A 20,220-nucleotide genomic window follows, 5' to 3' on the forward strand; every position below is an offset into this window, starting at 1 on the left:
CGCCGCGCTGCGGCCGAATCGCCGCTGCCGTGTGGGGCTTCACATGCCGCGGGGGGATTCACAGCGTGCGAGCGAACCAGACCTGGTCGCGCAGCGGCACCCCGTCGACCTCGAGGCCCGGCGCATATCCGGCCTCGGAAGTGAACACGTCCGCCACCACCCGCGTCATCCGGAACCCGCACCGCTGATAGAAGCGCAGATTTCCGATATCGGCGGTCGCGGTTGCCACCTCCAGACGCGTCACGCCCGCCTCGACGGCCGCCCCCACCACCGTCTCGATCATCCGCCGCCCCAGCCCACTGCCGCGAAACGCCTCGGCGACCGCGGTATTGACGATCTCCCACACCGCCTCATCGGCCTGTGGCGCGGCCTGGATATGCCCGACCACCACACCGGACCCGGTGTGCGCCACCCACACCCGGCCCCGGCCGATATAGGAAGCCAGCAGCTGCTCGGAATCCTCGGCCAGCCGAAACGAGAACGCGATCTCGCTGCGATCGCCGAAGAACTCCTCACACACCACATTCCCCAGCAGCGCAGCATCCGGCGCGGCGGGCGGCACCACGATCACCATCCACCCGTCGGGATCCAACACCGCGAACGCCCCCAACGCCGGCCAATACGGATTGTCCGGAACCACCTCGACCACACCATGATCGGCCAGCCGCTTGCGCAACTCACCGAGTTCCTCACGCAGATACAACACCAACGCATCCTCGGCATCGGGCACCCGCTCCGGCACCGCCCCATCCAGCCGCACCAACTCCAACTGCGCCGACGCATCCGGCAACCCGAACACGAACCCGCTGTACTCGGCGTGATCAGCGAACTCGAACAAGGGTGTCAACCCGAGCACCTCGCGATAAAACACCGCACACTCATCCAACCGATCGGTCGCCCGCGCAAACCGCGCCGCCACCAACGACAACCCGCCCCCACCCACCGGACCGGACTGCGCACCACCCATGGCCAATTCCTCCTCACAGCGAACGACACCCGCCACCCAGAATGCGCGACCCACCCCACCTGAGCGACCCATTTCCACGCCAACCCTTCGGCCCTCGCCGCCGAATCCGGCCTGGTCCACCAAACCTGACGGGATCACCCCTGGCGCAGCGATGCAGCGGCCGTGCGTATCACCCCGCGCTGCGGCTCAGCGCGCCACCAGCGCTGAATTGCGAACGCGCGAACCCGAACTCGGGTCCGCGCGTAGGCCGCTACAGTGTCGTGTCGCTCAGAGCTGCACGCCCAGCAGCGCGTCGACCGCGTCCTTGACCAGTCCCGGAGCGCTCGCGTCCGGGCCGCCGTAGGTGAGGGCCTGCTGTGCCCAGGCGTCGATCGCGGCCAGGGCCTTGGGGGTGTCGAGATCGTCGGCGAGATGGCGACGCAGCCGCGCGACGGTGTCGGTGGCGTCGGGGCCCGAGGGCAGCGCTGCCGCCTCGCGCCAGCGCGCCAGGCGCGAAAGCGCTTCGCCCAGTACCGCATCCGACCATTCACGGTCGGCGCGGTAGTGCCCGGCGAACAGGCCCAGCCGGATCGCGGCCGGGTCGGTGCCCGCGCGGCGCAGCTTGGACACGAACACCAGGTTGCCGCGCGACTTCGACATCTTCTCGCCGTCGAGGCCGATGAGTCCGGCGTGCACGTAGTGCCGCGCGAAACGCCGCCCCTTGACCAGGGCTTCGGCGTGCGCACAGGAGTATTCGTGGTGCGGGTAGATCAGGTCGCTGCCGCCGCCCTGCACATCGAACTCGGTGCCGATGCGGTTGAGCGCGATCGCGGCGCATTCGATGTGCCAGCCCGGCCGTCCCGTCCCGAAGGGTGCGGGCCACGACGGCTCACCCGGACGCTCGGCCCGCCACAGCAGGGCGTCGATCGGGTCGCGCTTGCCGGGTCGTTCCGGGTCGCCGCCGCGTTCGGCGAACAGTCGCTCCATGGTCGCCCGGTCATAGCCGGACTCGTAGCCGAACTGTTCGGTCGCGTCATGACGGAAGTAGACGTCCGGGAATTCCGGATCATCCACCACGTACGCCGCACCGGAGGCGAGCAGCTTGTCGACGAGTTCGACGACCTCCTGCACGGATTCGATCGCGCCGATGTAGTCGCGCGGCGGAATCACCCGCAACGCCGCCATGTCCTCCCGGAACAGCTCGATCTCCCGGGTGCCCAGCTCGCGCCAGTCGATGCCGTCGCGTGCGGCCCGCTCGAACAGCGGATCATCCACGTCGGTGGTGTTCTGCACGTAGTGCACGTCGTGTCCGGCGTCGCGCCAGATCCGGTTGACCAGATCGAAACTCAGGTAGGTGGCGGCATGCCCGAGATGGGTGGCGTCATAGGGGGTGATGCCGCACACGTACATCGTCGCGGTCGCACCGGGGGTCACCGGGCGCACCTGCTTGTCGGCGGTGTCGAACAGACGTAACGCTGGTCCGGATCCGGGGACGGTCGGGACAGCGGTATCGGACCAGGACTGCATGAATCGAGGTTAACGCCGCGATCGCGGCATGCCCCGGCCGCCCCCGCACCGGTGTGCCGCGCGACACGCCCCCGCACCGGCCGACCAGCACCCTAGTCACTGCCGCAACGGTGTCAATGGTTGCAATCACGAGGACGCGAACGTCGCCCCCGCACGCCGTTGTGACGGCTCAGAACGCGGGCCAGGGGATCGGGCGCGGACCGGTCGGCATCGGCAGCACCGGATGCTCCAGCAACGCCCGCCCGCGTGCTTCGAGAGCCTCGATCTCGGTGTCGGTGAGCAACGGCGCCAGCCGCTCGCCCAGCTCCCCGGGCAGCGCCTTCACCAAAACCGTGATGTCGGTGAGCAATTCGTCGCCCACCATCTCCCCGGCCCACCCCCACAACACGGTGCGCAGCTTCGGCTCGGAGTGCAGGCAAATCCCGTGATCGACCCCGTACACGCGCCCGTCCACGCCTGCCAGCGCATGCCCGCCTTTGCGGTCGGCATTGTTGATCAGCACATCCAGCACCGCCATGCGCAGCAGCGTCGGATGCTCGGCATGCACCAGCGACACCGGATGCCCCGCCGGATCCAACGCCCGCAACACCTCCCGATAGCCGGGCGGGACGTCCCCGACCGGGCACAGATCCACCAGATCCGGGCCGTCCGCGTCCTCGACGACGTCGATCCAGCGTTGCACCATGCCCGGCCCGAAAGGCCCGTCGCGCAACACCGTTTCCGGGATCACGCCCCAACCCAGCGCCTCGGAGATCAGATACGAGGCGACTTCCCGGTCAGCGAGGGTGCCGTCGGGGAAATCCCACAGCGGCCGCTCCCCACGCACCGGCTTGTACACCACGCGCAGCACCTCACCGGTCTGCTCCGGGTCGGTCTCGCACACCAGGGTCGCGTTGCTGGCGGTGGTGACCTGCCCGATCACCGTCAGCTCGGCGGTGCGCAACAGGTCGCTCACGGCTTCAGTCCTCGTCGTCGATCTCGGTGGTGGCGCCGAAGATGTCACCACGCTTGTACCCGTTGGTGCGCACGCACATGTGCCCGACCGGCGACAACGGTTCCCCGCACAGCGGGCACGGCGGCCGCCCGGCCGCGATCACCCGCGCCGAGCGTAACGCGAACTCCCGCGCCTGGATCGGGGTCAAAAACACCCGCACCGCGTCCGGGCCCTCCTCGGTGTCGTCGAGCACTACCGATTCGTCGACCTCGGTCTCGGTGATCGCCAGCAGCTCCACCACCACTGCGCCCGCGTCCGCGTCCCAGCCCAAACCCATGGTGCCGACCCGGAATTCGGCGTCGACGGGGGCTTGCAGCGGCGCGGTGTCGGCCACGTCGGCGGCCTGCGGGGGCACCTCGGTGCCGAAGCGGCGTTGCACCTCGTCCAGCAACAGACCCATCCGATCGGCCAGCACCTTCACCTGCTGCTTTTCCAGCAGCACGCTGACCACCCGCGGCTCCTGCACGGCCTGCAGGTAGAACGCGCGGTCGCCCGGCTCGCCGACGGTGCCGGCGACGAAACGATCGGGGGTGCGGAAGATATGGATTGCGCGGCCCATTGCACCTCCATTCGGTTCACTCACACTGATGAATCGGGGCGTTCCGCTACCCCATTATCCGTACTGTCGGTGGTACCCGTTTCACCGCCGGGAACCGGGGCCGAGCGCGATTCGCCGCCGGTTCGCGGTGAAATCGCCGCCAACCCCGACAGATCCGGGCCGGTGTCGTTGACCCGCCACACGTACGGGGCGGTCGGTGTGTAGCGCACCACGCTGATCGACGCCGGTTCCACCACGATGCGCTGGAAGCCGTCGAGGTGAATACCGAACGCGTCGGCCAGCAGCGACTTGATGACATCGCCGTGTGTGCACGCAATCCACAACACATCGCTACCATGCCGGGCCGCGAATTGACGATCGAGTTCGCGGACAGCGGACACCGCGCGAAACTGGACCTGCGCCAAGGACTCTCCCGACGGGAAGGTCGCACCCGAGGCGTGGCGCTGCACGACCTTCCACAGCGGCTCGCTCACCAGGTCCGCGAGCGCCTTGCCGGTCCAGTCGCCGTAGTCGACCTCGAGCAGCCGCTCGTCGGGTTCGGGTTCCAGGCCCAGCTTTTCCGCCAGCGGGGCGACGGTGCGCTGACAGCGCAGCAGCGGCGAGCACACGATGTGCTCGATGGGCAGCGATCCGAGTCGTTCGACCAGGGACTGGGCCTGCTCGCGGCCCCGGTCGGTCAGATCGACACCGGCGCTGCGGCCGGCCAGGGTGCGGGCAGTGTTCGACGTGGACACGCCGTGCCGCAACAGGATCACCGTCACCGGGACAGCCTACCGACTCACGTCGCCGAGACGACGTCGGTCGCCAGCAGCACCATCACCGTCACGCCCAGCACGATGCGATAGCCCACGAACCAGTCCAGGGAATGCCGGGCCACGAACTTCAACAGCCACGCCACCGACGCATACCCGACTACGAACGACACGATCGTGGCCACCAGCAGTTGCGGGCCCGACGCGTTGAGGCCCTCACCGGCGGGTTCGAACGCGTCCGGCAGGCTGAACAGCCCCGAGGCGACCACCGCGGGAATGGCCAGCAGGAACGAGAACCGCACCGCCGCCTCACGAGTCAGCCCGCAGAACAGGCCCGCCGAACTCGTCGCCCCCGAGCGCGACACGCCCGGAATCAACGCCAAGCATTGGGCCAGGCCCATGATGAGGCCGTCGCGGGTGGTGAGCAGTTCGATCGGGCGACGGCGGCGGCCATAGGTCTTGCTCGAGTAGTACTCCGCCGCGGCGATCACGAGCGCGAACACGATCAGCATGGTGGAGATGAGCCACAGATTCCGTGCGCCGGTACGGATCTGGTCCTTGAACAGCAGGCCCAGCACCCCGATCGGGACGGTGGCGATGATCACATACCAGCCCACCCGATAGTCCAGCGCGCGCTGCGTATCAGGGTCCGGGCCGTGCGCGAACCGCCCGTCACGCTCGAGCACCGGCAGCCGGGTGGTGGCCCGCTCGTGAAGCGGCACCGATTCCCGTTGCGGGGCAGCGATTTTCCACCACAGCGTGGTGCACCAGGCCACCACGATACGACGGATGTCGCGGGCGAAATACACCAGCACCGCCGCCTCGGTGCCCAGCTGGGTGACCGCGGTGAACGACGCGCCCGCATCATCGCCGAAGAACACCGCCGAGGTGATCCGCAGATGCGCCGAGGAGGAGATCGGCAGAAACTCCGTCACGCCCTGCACCAGGCCCAGTATCAGCGCCTGCATCCACGTCATCGACTCGCCCAACACGCCCTCCAGTCCCGAATCATCAACTCGCAGTGGGTAATTCGCCGCCACCGCGCCCGGCCGCGCCCGCCGTGCAGCGCGGGCGCGCGGCGCATCCGCGCCGCAACACGGCGCCGACCCTACCGGGCAATGTCCGAATTCGGACATGCACGCGCGGAATTCGCCGACCCGCCGCACCCCCGGCGGGCCGTAGCCGGGCGCGGGCGATGCCTGCGCCTAGGCTGACGCGTGTGACGAAAGTGCAAGCGCGGTGATGGAACAACGCACGGTCGGCCGCAGCGGACTGCGGGTGTCTCGGCTCGGGCTGGCCACCCACACCTGGGGCAGGGAAACCGACGCCGAGGACGCCGCCGCCCAGCTGATGGCATTCGTGGAAGCCGGCGGCACCCTCATCGACACCTCCCCGGCCTACGGTGACGGCGCCGCCCAACACATCCTGGGCGAACTGCTCTCCGAGATCGGCCGCGAAGACCTCGTGCTGAGCGGAAACGCCGGATACACACCGATACTCAGCGACGCCACCGCCGAGACGCCCGCCGCCGTGCGCTGGATGGTCGACGCCTCACGACGCACCATGATGCGCCAACTCGACCACACGCTCACCCAGCTCGGCACCGACCACCTCGACATCTGGTCGGTCGCCGCCTGGGACCCGCACACACCGCTCGAGGAGATCGCCGACACCCTGAGCTGGGCGGTGCGCTCGGGCCGAGTGCGCTACGCCGGGGCCCGCGGCTACGACGGCTGGCAGCTGGCCACTCTGGCCGCGCACGCCCCCCTCACCGCCACCCACCTGCCCTACTCGCTGCTCGCGCGCGGCGTGGAACACGAATTCGTGCCCGCCGCACAGCATCACGGCATCGGCATCGTCGCCACCGCACCCCTGGCCGGGGGCATCCTCACCGGCAAATACCGCGACGGCGTCCCCGCCGACTCGCGCGGCGCGGACGAGGCGACCGCCGCGGAGATCACCGCACACCTCGACGAACGCGCCCTGCGGGTGGTGGATGCGGTCATCACCGCCGCCGACGGCCTGGGCACCTCCCCGCTGGCGGTGGCGCTGGCGTGGATCCGCGATCAGCCGGGCGTGGCGTCGATGCTGGTGGGAGCGCGCGATATCGGGCAGCTGACCGGAATCCTCGCCGCCGAAACCCTGGAACTGCCCCGGGCGATCGCCGCGGCCCTGGGAGACGTGAGCGCACGCACAGAATGAGCAAGGCTAACCTTACCCGCATGAGGTGTCTCGTGAATGCCCGCCGCGCCATCCGCCCGCTGCTGATCATGCTGCTCGGGCTCGGCCTGGTCGCGGGCGTCACCGCCTGCGGCAGCGGCACTTCCGGCAGCGGCGGCGCGAAGGGACCGGTCACCGCCACCGTCGGCAACCTCGACCCCGTCGCCCTGAGTCCCGCGCCCACCCCGGTGCTGCCGGTCACCGTGAAATCCTTCGACGGCAGCGACGTCACCGTCACCGACGCCAGCCGCATCATCGCCGCCGACCGCTACGGCACCCTCGCCCAGACCGTCGTCGCGCTCGGGCTGCGCTCGAACCTGGTGGGCCGCTCCAACTCCGCGGCCTTCCCCGCCGTCACCGACCTGCCCACCGTCTCGAGCGGCTCGGGCACGCTGAGCGTGGAAGCGGTTGCGGCACTGCGGCCCACGGTGTTCCTCACCGACACCACCGCCGTCACCCCCGCCCTGCGCGACCAACTGAAATCCCTCGGCATCACGGTCGTCTACTTCGACTCCAAACGCACCCTCGACGGCGTCGTCCCGCAAATCCAGGCCGTCGCCGACGCGCTGGGCGTCTCCGCAGCGGGCAAGACCCTGGCCAAGCGCACCCAGGACGAGATCAGCGCCGCGACCGCGTCGGTGCCGCACGAGAACACCAAACCCAAGATCGCGTTCCTGTACCTGCGCTCCACCGCCATCACCATGATCTTCGGCCCCGGTTCCGGCGCGGAATCGCTGATCGCGGCCATCGGCGGCATCGACGCGGCCACCGCCTCGGGCGTCACCCAGGACTTCCTGCCCATCACCAGCGAAGCCATGATCGCCGCCGCCCCCGACGTCCTGCTGGTCATGAGCGACGGCCTGGCCTCCGTCGGCGGCGTCGACGGCCTCGAGAAGGTCCCCGGCGTCGCCCAAACCCCCGCCGGCCGCGACCGCCGCGTCATCGACATGTCCGATGCCGTCCTGCTGTCCTTCGGCCCCAACACCGGCCGCGTCCTGACCGCCCTCGTCAAAGCCGTCTACGGAACCAGCAACGCATGACCGATCCAGCTGCCCCGCAATCCGATCCGCCGCTACCCCACACCACGAGCACGACCGGCAACGCTGGCGCCAATACATCGCCGACGGGTCCAGCCCCCAGCGCGCCCACGGGAAACGGGACGGGCACGGTCACCGCTGCTACCGGCCAGGTGAATCCGGCGCCGGGGACGTCATCCACCGCGGCCCGGCAGGACGAAGCGGGTGACACCGTCGTCGACGTCACCGAGGCCGGGCTGGAATCGGCTGCCGCGCAACACTTCCCGGCCAGCGTCGATCCGGTTCCGGCCGTGCGGCGCACTCGTTCGCGCACGACGCTGATCTTCGCGGGCGCGCTCGCGGGACTGCTGCTGCTCGCGGTGATCTCCGCGGCGATCGGGCAGGTGCCCACCAGCTATGGCGAGGTCGCAGGCAGCGTGTTTCACCGCATGGGCCTGGACTGGGGGCCGATGCCGCATCATCCGGCCGGGTACGTGACCCTGTGGGAAGTCCGGTTCCCGCGGGTAGTGCTGGCCGTGCTCGTCGGTGCCGCGTTGGCCACAGCGGGTGCATTGTTGCAGGGTGTGTTCGCCAATCCGCTGGCCGAACCCGGTGTCATCGGGGTTTCGGCGGGCGCGGCGGTCGGGGCGGGCACCGTCATCGTGATCGGGGGCGCGTTCGCGGCGGCCTGGTCGGTGGCGGCGGGCGCGTTCGTGGCCGGGCTCGGCACCACGGCGCTGGTATATCTGCTCTCGCGTTCGGGTGGACGGACCGAGGTGGTCACGCTGATCCTCACCGGTGTCGCCATCAATGCCTTTGCCGGTGGCCTCATTTCGTTCTTGCTGTTCAAAGCGTCTCCGGCGGCCCGCGATCAGCTGGTGTTCTGGCAGATGGGCTCGCTCAACGGCGCAACCTGGCAGGCGGTCAACGTGGTGTGGCCGCTGACGCTGGTGGGGATCGCGGCCGCGATCTGGATGGCACCGCGCCTGGACCTGCTCGCCCTGGGTGAATCCGCGGCCCGGCATCTGGGCGTCGATGTGGAGCGGTTGCGGCGCAACATCATTGTCGTCGTCGCCATTCTCGCCACCGCCGGGGTCGCGTTCACCGGCATCATCTTGTTCGTCGGGTTGATCGTGCCGCATCTGGTGCGCATGCTCGTCGGTCCCGGGCACCGGGTGCTCATCCCGCTCTCGGCGATCCTCGGCGCGGCCGTGCTGGTGGCCGCCGATATCGGTGCGCGCGCCCTGGTTCACAATGCCGACCTGCCTTTGGGCATGATCACCTCGCTGGTCGGTGGGCCGTTCTTCTTCTGGCTGCTGCGACGCACCCGCTCGCGGGCGGGAGGCTGGGCATGAGCGCATTGCGTGGACTGGCCACCGTTTTCCGGCGCACCCCGGCCATGCCCGAGACCCCCGAACCCGGCGCCGTTACCCTGCGTGCCCACGGTGTGAGTGCACGTCGTGGCGACCGCACCGTCCTCGACGGCGTCGAATTCCCCGTACGCGCCGGGCAGATCGTGGCCTTGGTCGGACCCAACGGGGCAGGCAAATCCACCCTGCTCGCCGCGCTGGCCGGGGAACTCGAACTCGCCGGCGGCAGTGTCGAACTCGACGGGCACGCCTTGACCCACTGGACACCCCTGGACATGGCCCGCCGACGCGCGGTGCTCCCCCAATCCCACACCGTCGGATTCCCTTTCATGGCCCGCGACGTCGTCGCCATGGGCCGCGCCCCCTGGGCACGCACACCCCGCCAACTAGACGACGACACCGTCATCGCCGCCGCCATGGCCGCCACCGACGTCGAACGCTTCGCCCAGCGTCCCTTCCCGGCGCTCTCGGGCGGTGAACGCGCCCGCGTCGCCCTGGCCCGGGTGCTCGCCCAGGACACCCACACGCTGCTGCTCGACGAGCCCACCGCCGCACTCGATCTCGGCCATCAAGAACAGATCCTGCGCCTGGCGCGGCAGCGCGCCGACGCGGGCACCGCCGTCGTGGTGGTGCTGCACGACCTCGGCGTGGCCGCCGCCTACGCCGACCGCGTCGCGGTCCTGGAAGCCGGACGCATCGCCGCCGACGGCCCACCGCGCGAGATCCTCACCCCGGAATTGCTCACCCGCGTGTATCAGCATCCGGTCGACGTGTTCGACCATCCGGTGACCGGCGCGCAACTGGTGCTACCCATGCGCGGCTGAATCTCTCTGAAGTCGTTGTGGGCCGGGCACTCTCGCCCGGCCCATTCACAGCTCCTGCTGACCCCACACCAGCCGCAGCACGCCGTTGACGAACCAAATCGCGAACAGCGCCACCCCCGCGATCGGCGTGCACGCCAGTCCCAGCAGTAGCGCTGCCGCCCCGAACCACACCACCTCCAAGGCGATGCGCCGCCACCCCTTTTGTGGGAAGCGCGGATCCTTGGCCGCCCCGAACAACGCCCACACCACGATGAACACCGCCGGTGCGGCGATCGCCAGCAGGATCCGTACCACCATCGGTGCCGACACGGTGGCGCCCCACCAGATCGCCGAGCCCAGCACGGCCAGTTCCAGCAGGAACATCACCAACAGATTCGCGCCCTTGAGCACGCTCATCGCCACACCAACTTCAACACCGCAGGAGTCAACAGCATGCGAATCACGGTGGCGTCCAACACCAGTGCCGCGATCATGCCGTAGGCAATGTATTTCATCAGCACGAGATCGGAGAACCCGAACGCCCCGGTCACCACGATCAGGATCGCCGCCGCGGAGGTGATCACGCCGCCGGTGTGCGCGATGCCGTAGCGGATCGCCTCGGGCGCATCGGCTCCCGCCGCGCGAGCCTCGGCCATGCGCGACTGCAGGAACACCTCGTAGTCGGTGGACAGGCCGAACAGCACCGTCACGATCAACACCAGCACCGCGAACATCAACGGGCCCGGCGTGAAATCGAACAGCCCCGCCCCGTGACCCTCCACGAAGATCCAGGTCAGCACGCCCAGCGTCGCGCCCAGACTCAAGGCGCTCATCACCACGGCTTTGATCGCCAGCACCAGCGACCGAAACGCGGCATACATCAACGCGACCGCCGCCACCACCAGGATCAGCGCCAGCAACGGCAGACCCCTGATCAACCCTTGGATCGAATCCCGTTCCAGCGCAGGAACACCCGCCACCATCACATGCGTACCCGTCGGCTCCGGCAGCGCCCGCAAGGCGGCGATCACCGAGTCGGCGTCGCGCTTATCCGTGAGCCCACTGGCCAGCACCGTCACCTGATCCTTGGTCGGCGCGGCCGGATCGAACGGGCCGGTCATCTTCGACCCCACCGCCTGATTGGCCTCATACCGCAGATCCGAGAGCTGCTGCGGATTCGCGCCCACCACCACCAGTTTCAACGGTTCGGTGCGGAACGTCGGAAACAGCCGGTCGAAGTCCTGCTGCGCCACCCGCGCCGGGTTATCGCCCGCCAGATAGCGTTCGCTCAACCCACCGAACTCGATGTGACGAAACGGCAGGATCAACGTCAACAGCAGCAACACCACCGGCACGATCACCAGCCACGGCTTGCGCATCGCGAAAACCGCCAGCCGCGAAAAGAATCCGGCATCGATCTGCTCGGCGGTACGGATGCTCGCCAGCCGATGCCAGCCCCACAGATCGATGCGCCGCCCCACGATCGATAACACCGCGGGCAACGCCGTCACCGACAGCACCGCCGCCAGCAGCACCGAGGAAATGCCACCCAACGGCACCGACCGCAGCACCCCGTTGGGGTAGATGAACAACGCACCCAAGCTCACCGCGATGATCGCCGCCGAGAACAACACCGTGCGCCCCGCCGTCGCGATCGTGCGCGCTGTCGCCTCCTCCACACTGCGCCCCGCCGCGAGCTCCTCCCGGAACCGCGTCACCGCGAACAAGCCGTAGTCGATGGCCAGCCCCAAGCTGACCAAAGTGACCACCGCGGAAGCGAACACGTTGACCTGCAGATGATTGGTCAGCAGCCGCATGATGCCCTGACTGCCCAGAATCGTCATCCCGCCGATCAGCACCGGCAGCAACGCCGCGACCACCCCGCCGAACACGAAATACAGCAGAATCGCCACCAACGGCAACGCGATCAACTCCGCCCGGCGGATATCGTCCTGCATCCCGGTGTTGATGCCCTCGACCACCGGCTGCAACCCGGCCAGCTGCACCGTCGTGCCACCCGGCCCCGAACCCGGTGTCCCAGCACGGAATTCGCTCTTGATCGCCATGTAGTTGTCGACCGTGGCGGTGCCACCGTCACCGCGCAATCCGATGCTGGCGAAGGCGTGCGTGCGCGAGGCGTCGGCGAAACTGCCCATCAGCGCACCGTCGAAATACGAGTCGATCTTCGCGATCCGATCCGGATGCGCGGCCCGCAACCGCGTCAACTCCGCCGCCACCGCGGAGCGCACCGGCTCGTCGTCCACGGTCAGCCCGGGCGGCGCGGTGTAGAGCACGATCAGATCCGCGTCGGTATCGCGCCCGAAGGTCGAATCCGCCAGCTTGGCGGCGGCGACGGACTGACTGGACTCGTCGAACCAGCCCTCCTGCGTCAGATGCGCACCCAGGTCACGCCCGTAGAACCCCGACACCAGCACGATCAGCCCGAACCCGGCGACCACCAGCCATCGGTACCGGTGGATCCACCGCCCCCACCGCAGGGAACCGGCCTCGAGCATCAGCCGCAGGCCGCGGTCTTGTAGTCGGCCGAACGCAGAATGCCACACAGATCCGTGCGCGAGATCTTCCAACGCCCGTCGACGAACACGAAATGCACCACGGTCGTGCGCACATCGGAGCCGGTGCCGTCCTTGTCCAGGCTCAGCGTCGCGGTCAGCGTGCCGTCGTGGTTGTCGAACACCGGATCCTTGACCCCGTACACCGCATGTGGATGATCCTGCAGCGCCTTGTACATGTCCGGGATCGCGTCCTTGAACGCGTCCCCGTCCTGGATCAACGCCGTGCGGTCGCTGTCGGGCAGATTCGGATCCAACGCCGACTTGAGCTGCGCATCCAACTGCGCCGCGGTCGGAATCGCGGGCTTGTTGGCGCTCGAGGTGGCCGCCGCGGCCGCCGAAGTCGCACTCAACGCCGCGTACGCCGAGGAGCGCGCCGCGTCCACCTTCGACTCGTCATCGCCCCCGCCGCACGCGGCGATCGACACGCCCAGCACGGTCAATATCAGCGTGGTGGCGGCCGGTCGTCGAAGTCGCATCAACATCCTCGTCAGCTCGAACTGCGGTTGTGTGCCGCCAGTCTGTCACGACCGGTGCGCGACAGTGACTCCCGTGTCACAGACACCGCTGCCGCGAGTCGCTGCTCACAGTCCTTCCAGCACCGCGCCCAAGCGGCCCAGCAGCGCGCGCACCGTGGTCGCCTCGTGCGGCACCGCGGCGGCGACCGGTGTGGCCTGCGGAATCAGATCCCGCACCAACGCCACCACACTGCGCTCGTCATCCAGATCGATATCGGTGACCGGGGCCAGCGCCACCGCGTCGACATCCTCCGGTGCGGGCACCGCCGCGTCGAGATCGGCGCGATAGATCTCCAACCGCAGCGTCGTGCGATGGGTGCGGAACGCGAAGGAGCGTCCGTCGCCGGTCATCCCGAAGCCGTGCGCGTACCGGCCCACGGTGACGTCTTCGACGATGAACCCCGAAGTGTGCTCGGCAACCAACAGATCTCCCTGATACGAGCCGCTTTTGACTTCCACGGTAACCGCACCCGCCGACACCGCCACCGAAACCCCATGTCACATCATGCAAACCGGCATTCGATGCACCGATCACAATCGCGGCGCGCCGCCGGGAAGACCCCCACTTGTGCCACGTCGTACGCGACCATGGTCAGATTAGAGAGCACGCATGATTTCGTCGGTCAGTTCGGTCAGGTTAAGGAGTTCGCTGCATGCGCCGTCGCGGCTGGATCCGGTCGGCCCTCGCGGGGGCGGCGGTGGTGACCCTGCTGGCCGGGTGTTCCTCGCAACAGAGCAACACCGACAACGCCACCCGTGAACCGGCCACCGCGGCCGTGTCGCCTGCCGCGAGCGTCACCCCTGCCGGTGAGGTGAGCGCGCACCCGCCGATCACCATGCTCTTCGATGAACCGTCCACCGGGGTTTTGGCGGCGGTTACCGACTCCGGAACCACCCTGCAACTCATCGACAAGGGCGTCACCCGCCCGATCACCCTGCCCGGCAAGGCCGCTGCCCTCGCGGCGGGCAAACCCGGGGAGATCCTGGTCGCGGTGCCCGGCGCGATCGTGCGCGTCGATGTCGCGGCCGCCACCGCGAGCACCGTCAAGTTCGACGGTGACGTCCGCTCGGCCGCCCTGCGCGCCGACGGCTCCCTGGTCGCGGGCCTCGCCAACGGCAAGGTCCTGCTCGCCGACGCGGACGGCACTGTGCGCCACACCATTTCGGGCCTGTCCTCCGCCGACGCCATCGACACCACCGACGACGCCGTCGTGGTCCTCGACCGCCACCAGACCGCCATCGTGCAACTCGACGGCACCCGCAAACTCGGCCTCTCCCTGCGCACCGGAGACGGCGCCACGAACCTGATCGGCGACCATTTCGGCCGCCGCATGGTTACCGACACCGCCGGCGGGGAACTGCTGGTCTACACGGCTGATCCCTTGGTCCTGCACCAGCGTTTCCCGGTAGGCTCCTCTCCCTACGCACTCGCCTACGATCAGCGGTCCGAGACCGTGTGGGTGACGCTGACAGGCAGCAACGAAGTCGTCGGCTACGACTTGTCGACGGGTATACCGGTAGAGGTGGGGCGCTACCCGACGGTGCGCCAGCCCGACTCGGTCACCGTCGATGACCGCACCGGTGACCTGTTCGTGGGATCCGCGACCGGCGACGGTCTGCAACGGATCGGAGCGGACCAGCGGAAGAGAGGGCAGTGATGGCTCGGGCCTCACGATCGGCGCACCAATCGCGCACATTACCCGCGGGCTGGGAGGAATCCAGCGACGACGAATGGGAATACGTGCCCCTGCGGCTGCCTCCCGGCATCAACAGGGTCACGACCGCCATGCGTCTGTCCATCCACGCGGAATACGGCGGCTGGGAGCTGTCGCGGGTACGCGCCTACACCGACGGATCCCGCCGAGTGTTATTGCGCCGCCGCAAGACTCCCCTGCTATCCCCGACACCCGAGGCGGTGATGTAACCCCCTATGTATGAGCGCTTGTACGCCCTGCTGCTGAAGGTGATGTTCCGGCTGCAGCCGGAAACCATCCACCATCTGGCCTTCGCCGCCATGCGGCTGGCGACCCGGTTCGCCCCGGGCCGCAAGCTCTCGGCCGCCTTGCTCGTGGCCGACGACCCGATCCTGCGCACCCGCGTGTTCGGCGTGGACTTCCCCGCGCCCCTGGGCCTGGCCGCCGGCTTCGACAAGAACGCCGACGGCGTCGACGCCTGGGGCCCACTGGGATTCGGCTACGCCGAAATCGGCACCGTCACCGCGCAGGCCCAGCCCGGCAACCCCGCGCCGCGACTGTTCCGCCTGCCCGCCGACCGCGCGCTCATCAACCGCATGGGCTTCAACAACTTCGGCGCCGCCGCGGCCGCCGGTCACCTCGCCGCGCGGCTGCCCGGCGGCGTCCCCATCGGCGCCAACATCGGCAAAACCAAGGTCGTCGAACCCGAAGACGCCGCCGGCGATTACGCCATCAGCGCCAAACTGCTGGGCCCGCTGGCCGACTTCATGGTCGTCAACGTCAGCTCCCCCAACACCCCCGGCCTGCGCGACCTGCAAGCCGTCAGCTCCCTGCGCCCCATCCTGCAGGCAGTCCTCGACACGGTGTCGGTCCCGGTCCTGGTGAAAATCGCCCCCGACCTCTCCGACGACGACATCGACGCCGTCGCCGACCTCGCCGTCGAACTCGGCCTCGCGGGCATCGTCGCCACCAACACCACCATCCGCCGCGACGGCCTGGCCACCCCCGCCTCGGACGTGGAACCCATCGGCGCCGGCGGCCTCTCCGGTCCCCCCGTCGCCGACCGCTCCCTGGAAGTCCTGCGCCGCCTCTACTCCCGCGTAGGCGACCAACTCGTCCTCATCTCGGTAGGCGGCATCGAAACCGCCGACCAAGCCTGGGAACGCATCCTGGCGGGCGCTTCCCTGTTGCAGGGCTACACCAGCTTCATCTACGGCGGCCCCCTGTGGCCCAAACACATCCACCGCGGCCTCGCCCAGAAGCTTCGGGCTCACGGCTACACCAACCTCTCCGAAGCCGTAGGCGCAGAACATAAGACCAGCGCCTGACAGCGAAACCGAGCGCACGGCAGTCGTATGGACTGTCGGACAACGCAGTTCGGCGGGGATGGTCAAACTCGCCGGTGTCGTAGGCGTGCGCCAGCGTGCGCCATGTGGTGGGCGCCGGTGCGCAGATCGGCCGAAATCTGGGCGGGCAGCGGGATCGGTTGAGGCGCTGCGGGATCGGCGCTGTGCACCGGTGCCGGGTCGAGATGCAGCCGTTCGGCCAGTCGTACCGCCAGCAGAATGACCGCTCGATCGACCCCGATGCCCAACTGGGCCGCATGGATCGCCGCCCTGGCCTGCGCCTGCTCGTCGTAGACGGTCGCGGGATCGGACAGGATCTCATCCAGCTCCATCCCGGCCTGCGCCTGTTCGCGCGAAAGACGTTGCCGTGGCAGCCAACTCAGTCGCCACTCCTCCTGTCCGAGCCTGCTCACCCGCACCGCGTGCTCGGGACTGAGATCACTCTTCATCTCCCGCGCCGTGATATCGATCATCGAACGTTCCTCCCTCGGACGGTGCACGCGACCGGCAGGATCGCTGCCGCCTCGCGCTGTGGTGCGCTCGTCGCGGTCGATGTCCCGCGCCGGGCTGTCTGATCCCTCATCGGATGCTGGACGGTAGCCATTTCATCGAGGCTCACGCCACCGCCAGTCACATCGGAGTGCCTGATCTCCTTCTCGCCACCGACTCCGCGTCGGCAATGCGGTAATAGTCGCCGGCCCGGGCGGCCCCCTCGCCGGGTCATGCCGACCGCCGTTTCAGCAGCACGAACACCGCCTGATCCACCGGAATACCCAACTCCCCCGCGCTGGCGATCATGCGGCCCTGTGCCTTCTCGTCGCGGGGGTAGCCGTCGGTGACACCCTCGGCCAGTACCATCGCTGCCAATGCCTGTGCCCGCGTGAGCAACCGATCAGGCAACCAACTGCACCGCCAAGCCAACGTCCACCGATCGGCCACCCGCACCGCGCTTTCGTCGGTGACGTCGCTGGTCATGCACCAATCGTCGGTTGTGTATATCGTCATGATTCCCCCCGTTCTGCCCGCCGCCGCTCCAACACGGCGCGGGCCTGTTCCACATCGATCCCCAATTCGGCTGCGATGGCCAGTGCCCGTCGCCAGGCCCCGTCGATGGCGAGCGGCATGCTGAGCAGTGTCTCAGTGAGTTCCATTGCCGCCGTGGCTTGTTCGCGAGTCAACAGCAGTTCCTCGTCGAGCCAGCTGATCCGCCAGTTCGGTTCCGGGCGATCGGGCAGGTGTTCGGCGCACTCGGCGGTGAAACTCGTCGTGATGGAATGTCGTGCGTGATAGAGGGTCATGGAGGCCTCCGATGGGTCCGGGAGGCGTCACGTCCGAAAGGCGGTTGTGTGACGGCTGGGACGATCTGGTGGACGGGCATGCGAGGCGGCGAATCCGCCTACCGCACTTGGACATTCACCTCGAGATCGACGCCGTGCTCAGCGCGGCCCTGGCGTGCGCGCCGCCGCACCCTCCGGTTCACGAGAACGATTCCGTTCATCGGGTACCTCCCGGGAGCTGCTCGTCCGCTCGGACCGCGATACTTTGCCAAGTCTAGGATGGCATTTGGCGCTTCCGAATCGCATTTTGACGCTGTCACAATTAGATTGCCGTTTCGCCGGACGGTTAAACCCGGTCGGTTCTATGGTTGGTTCGAAACGATGGTTGGTGCCCGATGACGATGCAGCAGAACCTGGGGGGCAGCAGCGGGGCCGATACGGCCGCGCACGACAACGACGTCCGCGCTGTCCGCGACACGCTGCTCCAATTGCGCAAACGCACTGGCCTGGGAGGTGATCGGGCCCGCCCGGTCGACATCGACGCCCTGCTCGGACTGGTCGTCGTGCGCCGCTACGCCTTCCTGAGCGGAGACGATCTGGAGGCGGCGCTGCCGCACGCACTGCGCTACGTCGCGCGCAAACTCGTCGCTGCGGAACGCTTGATCGTCGACGTGGAACTGAACCTGGGCATGCTCGTGGACAACTTGTCGGACGAGTTAGTGGACCAGCTCTACGGACCGGATCTAGGCCCGCGACGGGAATCTCTGGCCAAGCACTGGGTGGCGCTGCATGATGCGCTCGGTGTGCCGGTCCTGCGGCATGTGCGCACCGAGCGTGCGCTGCGCGGTAGGCTTGAGGAAGACGCCTTCACCGCGCTTGCACGAGGATTGACCCTCGAGTCGGTCGTTCCAATGAGCGAAATTCCCTCGGCCACAACGCGTCCGAGTGTTGTCGTGATCGGTGATGCGGCGTGGGACCATATCTGCCACGTGGATGCGCTGCCGCGAGACGGCGAGTCCTTGTACGGGAAGTTTTCGGTCCACGCCGGTGGCAAAGGCCTCAATCGTGCAGTGGCCTTGGCTCGGCTCGGTGTCGACGCCCGCCTGTTCGCGGCCGTCGGCGAAGATTACGAGGGCGGCGAAATTGTCGAGTACCTACACAGACGAGGCGTCGATACCAGCCTGGTGCGCTCGCGGCGCGGCCCGACTCCGACGGCGACGGTGCTCGTCGGCAAGGACGGGACCAACGCTTCGATCGCCGACAAGGCCGACCGGATCCGGTTCGACGCCAGGGATATCGCCGATGTACCGATCACTCGCGCCCTAGCCGCGGCCGACGCGGTGCTGCTCACTTTCGAGCAGAAGGACGAGCTGTTGTCGGCGGCGGCGGCTGTGATCGCCGATCGGCTGCCACGGCCGTGGCTGTTCGTCAGCGCGACGCCTCCCAAACCCTTCCCTGCGCAGTTGCCCGAGTATTTGAAGGCCGTGGACTATCTGATCGCGTCCGTGGGTGAACTCGCCAGGCTGCGGCCCGGGATCGATCCCGCGGAGATCGCCCGGCAGCTGGTGCAGCACGGTGTGGGTGCGGTTGTGGTACTCGACAGACAGCTCTGTGCAATGTATACAGCCGCTGCCCCAGAAGCTGATCCCGTGCGAGCGCATATCGAGTCCGACTGGCCGGGCACTCCTGGCTCGTCGTCGGCATTCGTGTCGGCGTTCATGGCCCGGTTGATGGCACATCCACGCTCTGCGGAGCAGTCGGCACGCCATCGGGCTGGCTACGACAACCTGGTATGGGCCGCTGCCGCGATCCCTGCACGTGAGGCGAGGGTGAAGAGCATTCCGGATTCTATGCCGACCCGCGAGGCGATCGACCGGAGGCTCGACGCGGGCTAGAGATCGGCCGACCACGGCACATCGGCAGTCGGCAGCCAATGCCCGTGGCGGCGTTTGGCTTCCTGATAGTCGGCCTCGCGCTCGGTACGCGGCCGTGTTCGCAAGGGAATGACCGTCGCGCGGATTCCAGCGTCGCGGACCGCCCGAAGCTTGACAGGATTGTTGGTCATCAACTGCACTGCGGACAGGCCCAACACCGACAGCGCTTCGGCGGCGTCTGTGTAGTCGCGCTTGTCCTCGGCGTAACCCAGCGACAGATAGCTATCGAAGGTGTCCAGTCGCGTCCTTTCACTGGCCTCGTAGCCGCGCGCCTTCGCCAGCAGGCCGTATCCACGGCCTTCCTGATAGAGGTAGATCAGGATTCCGGACCCTGCGGCCTGGATGAGATCGAGGGATCGGTCCAACTGCGGTCCACAATCGCAGTCCTGGAACGCCAGCGACTCACCGTAGAGACACTGCGAATGAATCCGAACCAAGCAGTCGTTAGCAATGGAGCCGAACGCAAGGATATGCCCCGGCTCTGCCTCTGGCGGCATGTCGATCACCCGAACGCGGATCTCACTGCCCTTGCGTGAGAACGAATGGCTGGCATGGTCGAGACTGTCCCACATGGCTTGTCGTGTAATACTTTTCGCCGGTTGACAGCCCATCAGAGAATGGTAAGACCCGGTAACGTCCAGATTGTCCGGATCGCCGAACCGGCGTCTTGGGTGTTCGACTTGCCGCATCC

General features: G+C 68.1%; 22 protein-coding genes. 8 read left to right on the plus strand and 14 right to left on the minus strand.

The genetic code is table 11. From position 1 onward, the window contains the following. Nucleotides 1-58: 58 nt before the first annotated feature. The 6 genes from ACYVN4_RS24620 to ACYVN4_RS24645 all read right to left on the minus strand — a co-directional run bounded on the left by ACYVN4_RS24620 (nt 59) and on the right by ACYVN4_RS24645 (nt 5,767). A complete protein-coding gene (locus tag ACYVN4_RS24620; protein WP_460724350.1) occupies nt 59-967 on the minus strand; it encodes a GNAT family N-acetyltransferase in 909 nt (302 codons plus the stop codon). Nucleotides 968-1,234: 267 nt separating this feature from the next. Then, nucleotides 1,235-2,473, minus strand: a complete 1,239-nt coding sequence (gene mshC, locus ACYVN4_RS24625) for a cysteine--1-D-myo-inosityl 2-amino-2-deoxy-alpha-D-glucopyranoside ligase (protein ID WP_460724351.1) — start codon at nt 2,471-2,473, stop codon at nt 1,235-1,237. A gap of 169 nt (nt 2,474-2,642) precedes the next feature. Continuing rightward, nucleotides 2,643-3,428, minus strand: coding sequence for an SCO1664 family protein (locus ACYVN4_RS24630; RefSeq protein WP_460724352.1), 786 nt, complete (start codon nt 3,426-3,428; stop codon nt 2,643-2,645). A gap of 4 nt (nt 3,429-3,432) precedes the next feature. Next, nucleotides 3,433-4,026, minus strand: coding sequence for a DUF3090 domain-containing protein (locus tag ACYVN4_RS24635; protein ID WP_460724353.1), 594 nt, complete (start codon nt 4,024-4,026; stop codon nt 3,433-3,435). A 20-nt stretch (nt 4,027-4,046) separates the two neighbouring features. Next, entirely contained in the window at nt 4,047-4,787 is a 741-nt protein-coding gene (locus tag ACYVN4_RS24640) for a histidine phosphatase family protein (RefSeq protein ID WP_460724354.1), read from the minus strand. Nucleotides 4,788-4,804: 17 nt separating this feature from the next. Beyond that, the gene (locus ACYVN4_RS24645) at nt 4,805-5,767 is read right to left on the minus strand and encodes an undecaprenyl-diphosphate phosphatase (RefSeq protein WP_460724355.1); all 963 of its coding nucleotides are present in this window, start codon (nt 5,765-5,767) and stop codon (nt 4,805-4,807) included. Between the two features lie 253 nt (nt 5,768-6,020). Between ACYVN4_RS24645 and ACYVN4_RS24650 the strand changes: the two genes are divergently transcribed. The 4 genes from ACYVN4_RS24650 to ACYVN4_RS24665 are packed head-to-tail and all read left to right on the plus strand — an operon-like array spanning nt 6,021 to nt 10,208. Beyond that, nucleotides 6,021-6,980: an aldo/keto reductase gene (locus tag ACYVN4_RS24650; protein ID WP_460724356.1), complete on the plus strand. Its 960-nt coding sequence runs from the start codon at nt 6,021-6,023 to the stop codon at nt 6,978-6,980. 20 nt (nt 6,981-7,000) lie between these two features. After that, entirely contained in the window at nt 7,001-8,038 is a 1,038-nt protein-coding gene (locus tag ACYVN4_RS24655; protein WP_460724357.1) for a heme/hemin ABC transporter substrate-binding protein, read from the plus strand. Continuing rightward, the gene (locus ACYVN4_RS24660; RefSeq protein WP_460724358.1) at nt 8,035-9,369 is read left to right on the plus strand and encodes an iron chelate uptake ABC transporter family permease subunit; all 1,335 of its coding nucleotides are present in this window, start codon (nt 8,035-8,037) and stop codon (nt 9,367-9,369) included. The genes ACYVN4_RS24655 and ACYVN4_RS24660 overlap by 4 nt, the downstream gene beginning before the upstream one ends. After that, nucleotides 9,366-10,208 carry a heme ABC transporter ATP-binding protein gene (locus ACYVN4_RS24665; RefSeq protein ID WP_460724359.1) on the plus strand — a complete coding sequence of 281 codons (843 nt, stop codon included), beginning with the start codon at nt 9,366-9,368 and terminating at the stop codon, nt 10,206-10,208. The genes ACYVN4_RS24660 and ACYVN4_RS24665 overlap by 4 nt, the downstream gene beginning before the upstream one ends. Before the next feature lie 45 nt (nt 10,209-10,253). On the opposite strand, the gene ACYVN4_RS24670 is transcribed toward ACYVN4_RS24665, so the two are convergent. The 4 genes from ACYVN4_RS24670 to ACYVN4_RS24685 form a co-directional block, all read right to left on the minus strand. Next, nucleotides 10,254-10,604 carry a YrdB family protein gene (locus tag ACYVN4_RS24670; protein ID WP_460724360.1) on the minus strand — a complete coding sequence of 117 codons (351 nt, stop codon included), beginning with the start codon at nt 10,602-10,604 and terminating at the stop codon, nt 10,254-10,256. Next, on the minus strand, nt 10,601-12,751 hold the full coding sequence (locus tag ACYVN4_RS24675; RefSeq protein WP_460724361.1) for an MMPL family transporter: 2,151 nt from the start codon (nt 12,749-12,751) through the stop codon (nt 10,601-10,603). Before ACYVN4_RS24675 ends, ACYVN4_RS24670 begins: the two co-directional genes overlap by 4 nt. Beyond that, a complete protein-coding gene (locus tag ACYVN4_RS24680; protein WP_460724362.1) occupies nt 12,703-13,239 on the minus strand; it encodes a hypothetical protein in 537 nt (178 codons plus the stop codon). The genes ACYVN4_RS24675 and ACYVN4_RS24680 overlap by 49 nt, the downstream gene beginning before the upstream one ends. Before the next feature lie 105 nt (nt 13,240-13,344). After that, complete coding sequence (locus ACYVN4_RS24685) at nt 13,345-13,737, minus strand: hypothetical protein (RefSeq protein ID WP_460724363.1); 393 nt, start codon at nt 13,735-13,737, stop codon at nt 13,345-13,347. Between the two features lie 194 nt (nt 13,738-13,931). On the opposite strand from ACYVN4_RS24685, the gene ACYVN4_RS24690 reads away from it, so the two are divergent. From ACYVN4_RS24690 to ACYVN4_RS24700, 3 genes are read left to right on the plus strand one after another with little or no spacing between them, the layout of a single operon-like run. After that, nucleotides 13,932-14,936: a YncE family protein gene (locus ACYVN4_RS24690; RefSeq protein WP_460724364.1), complete on the plus strand. Its 1,005-nt coding sequence runs from the start codon at nt 13,932-13,934 to the stop codon at nt 14,934-14,936. Continuing rightward, nucleotides 14,936-15,202, plus strand: coding sequence for a DUF5703 family protein (locus ACYVN4_RS24695; protein ID WP_460724365.1), 267 nt, complete (start codon nt 14,936-14,938; stop codon nt 15,200-15,202). The genes ACYVN4_RS24690 and ACYVN4_RS24695 overlap by 1 nt, the downstream gene beginning before the upstream one ends. A gap of 18 nt (nt 15,203-15,220) precedes the next feature. After that, on the plus strand, nt 15,221-16,300 hold the full coding sequence (locus ACYVN4_RS24700; RefSeq protein WP_460724678.1) for a quinone-dependent dihydroorotate dehydrogenase: 1,080 nt from the start codon (nt 15,221-15,223) through the stop codon (nt 16,298-16,300). 62 nt (nt 16,301-16,362) lie between these two features. Here the strand turns inward: ACYVN4_RS24700 and ACYVN4_RS24705 are convergent, their stop codons facing one another. The 3 genes from ACYVN4_RS24705 to ACYVN4_RS24715 all read right to left on the minus strand — a co-directional run bounded on the left by ACYVN4_RS24705 (nt 16,363) and on the right by ACYVN4_RS24715 (nt 17,616). Beyond that, nucleotides 16,363-16,791: a hypothetical protein gene (locus tag ACYVN4_RS24705; RefSeq protein WP_460724366.1), complete on the minus strand. Its 429-nt coding sequence runs from the start codon at nt 16,789-16,791 to the stop codon at nt 16,363-16,365. A 247-nt stretch (nt 16,792-17,038) separates the two neighbouring features. Beyond that, nucleotides 17,039-17,293 carry a hypothetical protein gene (locus ACYVN4_RS24710; protein ID WP_460724367.1) on the minus strand — a complete coding sequence of 85 codons (255 nt, stop codon included), beginning with the start codon at nt 17,291-17,293 and terminating at the stop codon, nt 17,039-17,041. A gap of 26 nt (nt 17,294-17,319) precedes the next feature. Beyond that, nucleotides 17,320-17,616 carry a hypothetical protein gene (locus ACYVN4_RS24715; protein ID WP_460724368.1) on the minus strand — a complete coding sequence of 99 codons (297 nt, stop codon included), beginning with the start codon at nt 17,614-17,616 and terminating at the stop codon, nt 17,320-17,322. Between the two features lie 374 nt (nt 17,617-17,990). Between ACYVN4_RS24715 and ACYVN4_RS24720 the strand changes: the two genes are divergently transcribed. Further along, nucleotides 17,991-19,490, plus strand: a complete 1,500-nt coding sequence (locus ACYVN4_RS24720; protein WP_460724369.1) for a carbohydrate kinase family protein — start codon at nt 17,991-17,993, stop codon at nt 19,488-19,490. Here ACYVN4_RS24720 and ACYVN4_RS24725 read toward each other — a convergent pair. Then, complete coding sequence (locus tag ACYVN4_RS24725) at nt 19,487-20,218, minus strand: GTP cyclohydrolase II (RefSeq protein WP_460724370.1); 732 nt, start codon at nt 20,216-20,218, stop codon at nt 19,487-19,489. The genes ACYVN4_RS24720 and ACYVN4_RS24725 overlap by 4 nt on opposite strands. Nucleotides 20,219-20,220 lie beyond the last annotated feature (2 nt).

The organism is Nocardia heshunensis (assembly GCF_054782115.1).

Coding starts and splice junctions, on each gene's coding strand:
- ACYVN4_RS24620 (WP_460724350.1), bottom strand. CDS start 967: ATGGGTGGTGCGCAGTCCGGTCCGGTGGGTGGGGGCGGGTTGTCGTTG.
- mshC (WP_460724351.1), bottom strand. CDS start 2,473: ATGCAGTCCTGGTCCGATACCGCTGTCCCGACCGTCCCCGGATCCGGA.
- ACYVN4_RS24635 (WP_460724353.1), bottom strand. CDS start 4,026: ATGGGCCGCGCAATCCATATCTTCCGCACCCCCGATCGTTTCGTCGCC.
- ACYVN4_RS24650 (WP_460724356.1), top strand. CDS start 6,021: ATGGAACAACGCACGGTCGGCCGCAGCGGACTGCGGGTGTCTCGGCTC.
- ACYVN4_RS24655 (WP_460724357.1), top strand. CDS start 7,001: ATGAGGTGTCTCGTGAATGCCCGCCGCGCCATCCGCCCGCTGCTGATC.
- ACYVN4_RS24660 (WP_460724358.1), top strand. CDS start 8,035: ATGACCGATCCAGCTGCCCCGCAATCCGATCCGCCGCTACCCCACACC.
- ACYVN4_RS24665 (WP_460724359.1), top strand. CDS start 9,366: ATGAGCGCATTGCGTGGACTGGCCACCGTTTTCCGGCGCACCCCGGCC.
- ACYVN4_RS24670 (WP_460724360.1), bottom strand. CDS start 10,604: ATGAGCGTGCTCAAGGGCGCGAATCTGTTGGTGATGTTCCTGCTGGAA.
- ACYVN4_RS24680 (WP_460724362.1), bottom strand. CDS start 13,239: ATGCGACTTCGACGACCGGCCGCCACCACGCTGATATTGACCGTGCTG.
- ACYVN4_RS24690 (WP_460724364.1), top strand. CDS start 13,932: ATGCGCCGTCGCGGCTGGATCCGGTCGGCCCTCGCGGGGGCGGCGGTG.
- ACYVN4_RS24695 (WP_460724365.1), top strand. CDS start 14,936: ATGGCTCGGGCCTCACGATCGGCGCACCAATCGCGCACATTACCCGCG.
- ACYVN4_RS24705 (WP_460724366.1), bottom strand. CDS start 16,791: ATGATCGATATCACGGCGCGGGAGATGAAGAGTGATCTCAGTCCCGAG.
- ACYVN4_RS24710 (WP_460724367.1), bottom strand. CDS start 17,293: ATGACCAGCGACGTCACCGACGAAAGCGCGGTGCGGGTGGCCGATCGG.
- ACYVN4_RS24715 (WP_460724368.1), bottom strand. CDS start 17,616: ATGACCCTCTATCACGCACGACATTCCATCACGACGAGTTTCACCGCC.
- ACYVN4_RS24720 (WP_460724369.1), top strand. CDS start 17,991: ATGACGATGCAGCAGAACCTGGGGGGCAGCAGCGGGGCCGATACGGCC.
- ACYVN4_RS24725 (WP_460724370.1), bottom strand. CDS start 20,218: ATGCGGCAAGTCGAACACCCAAGACGCCGGTTCGGCGATCCGGACAAT.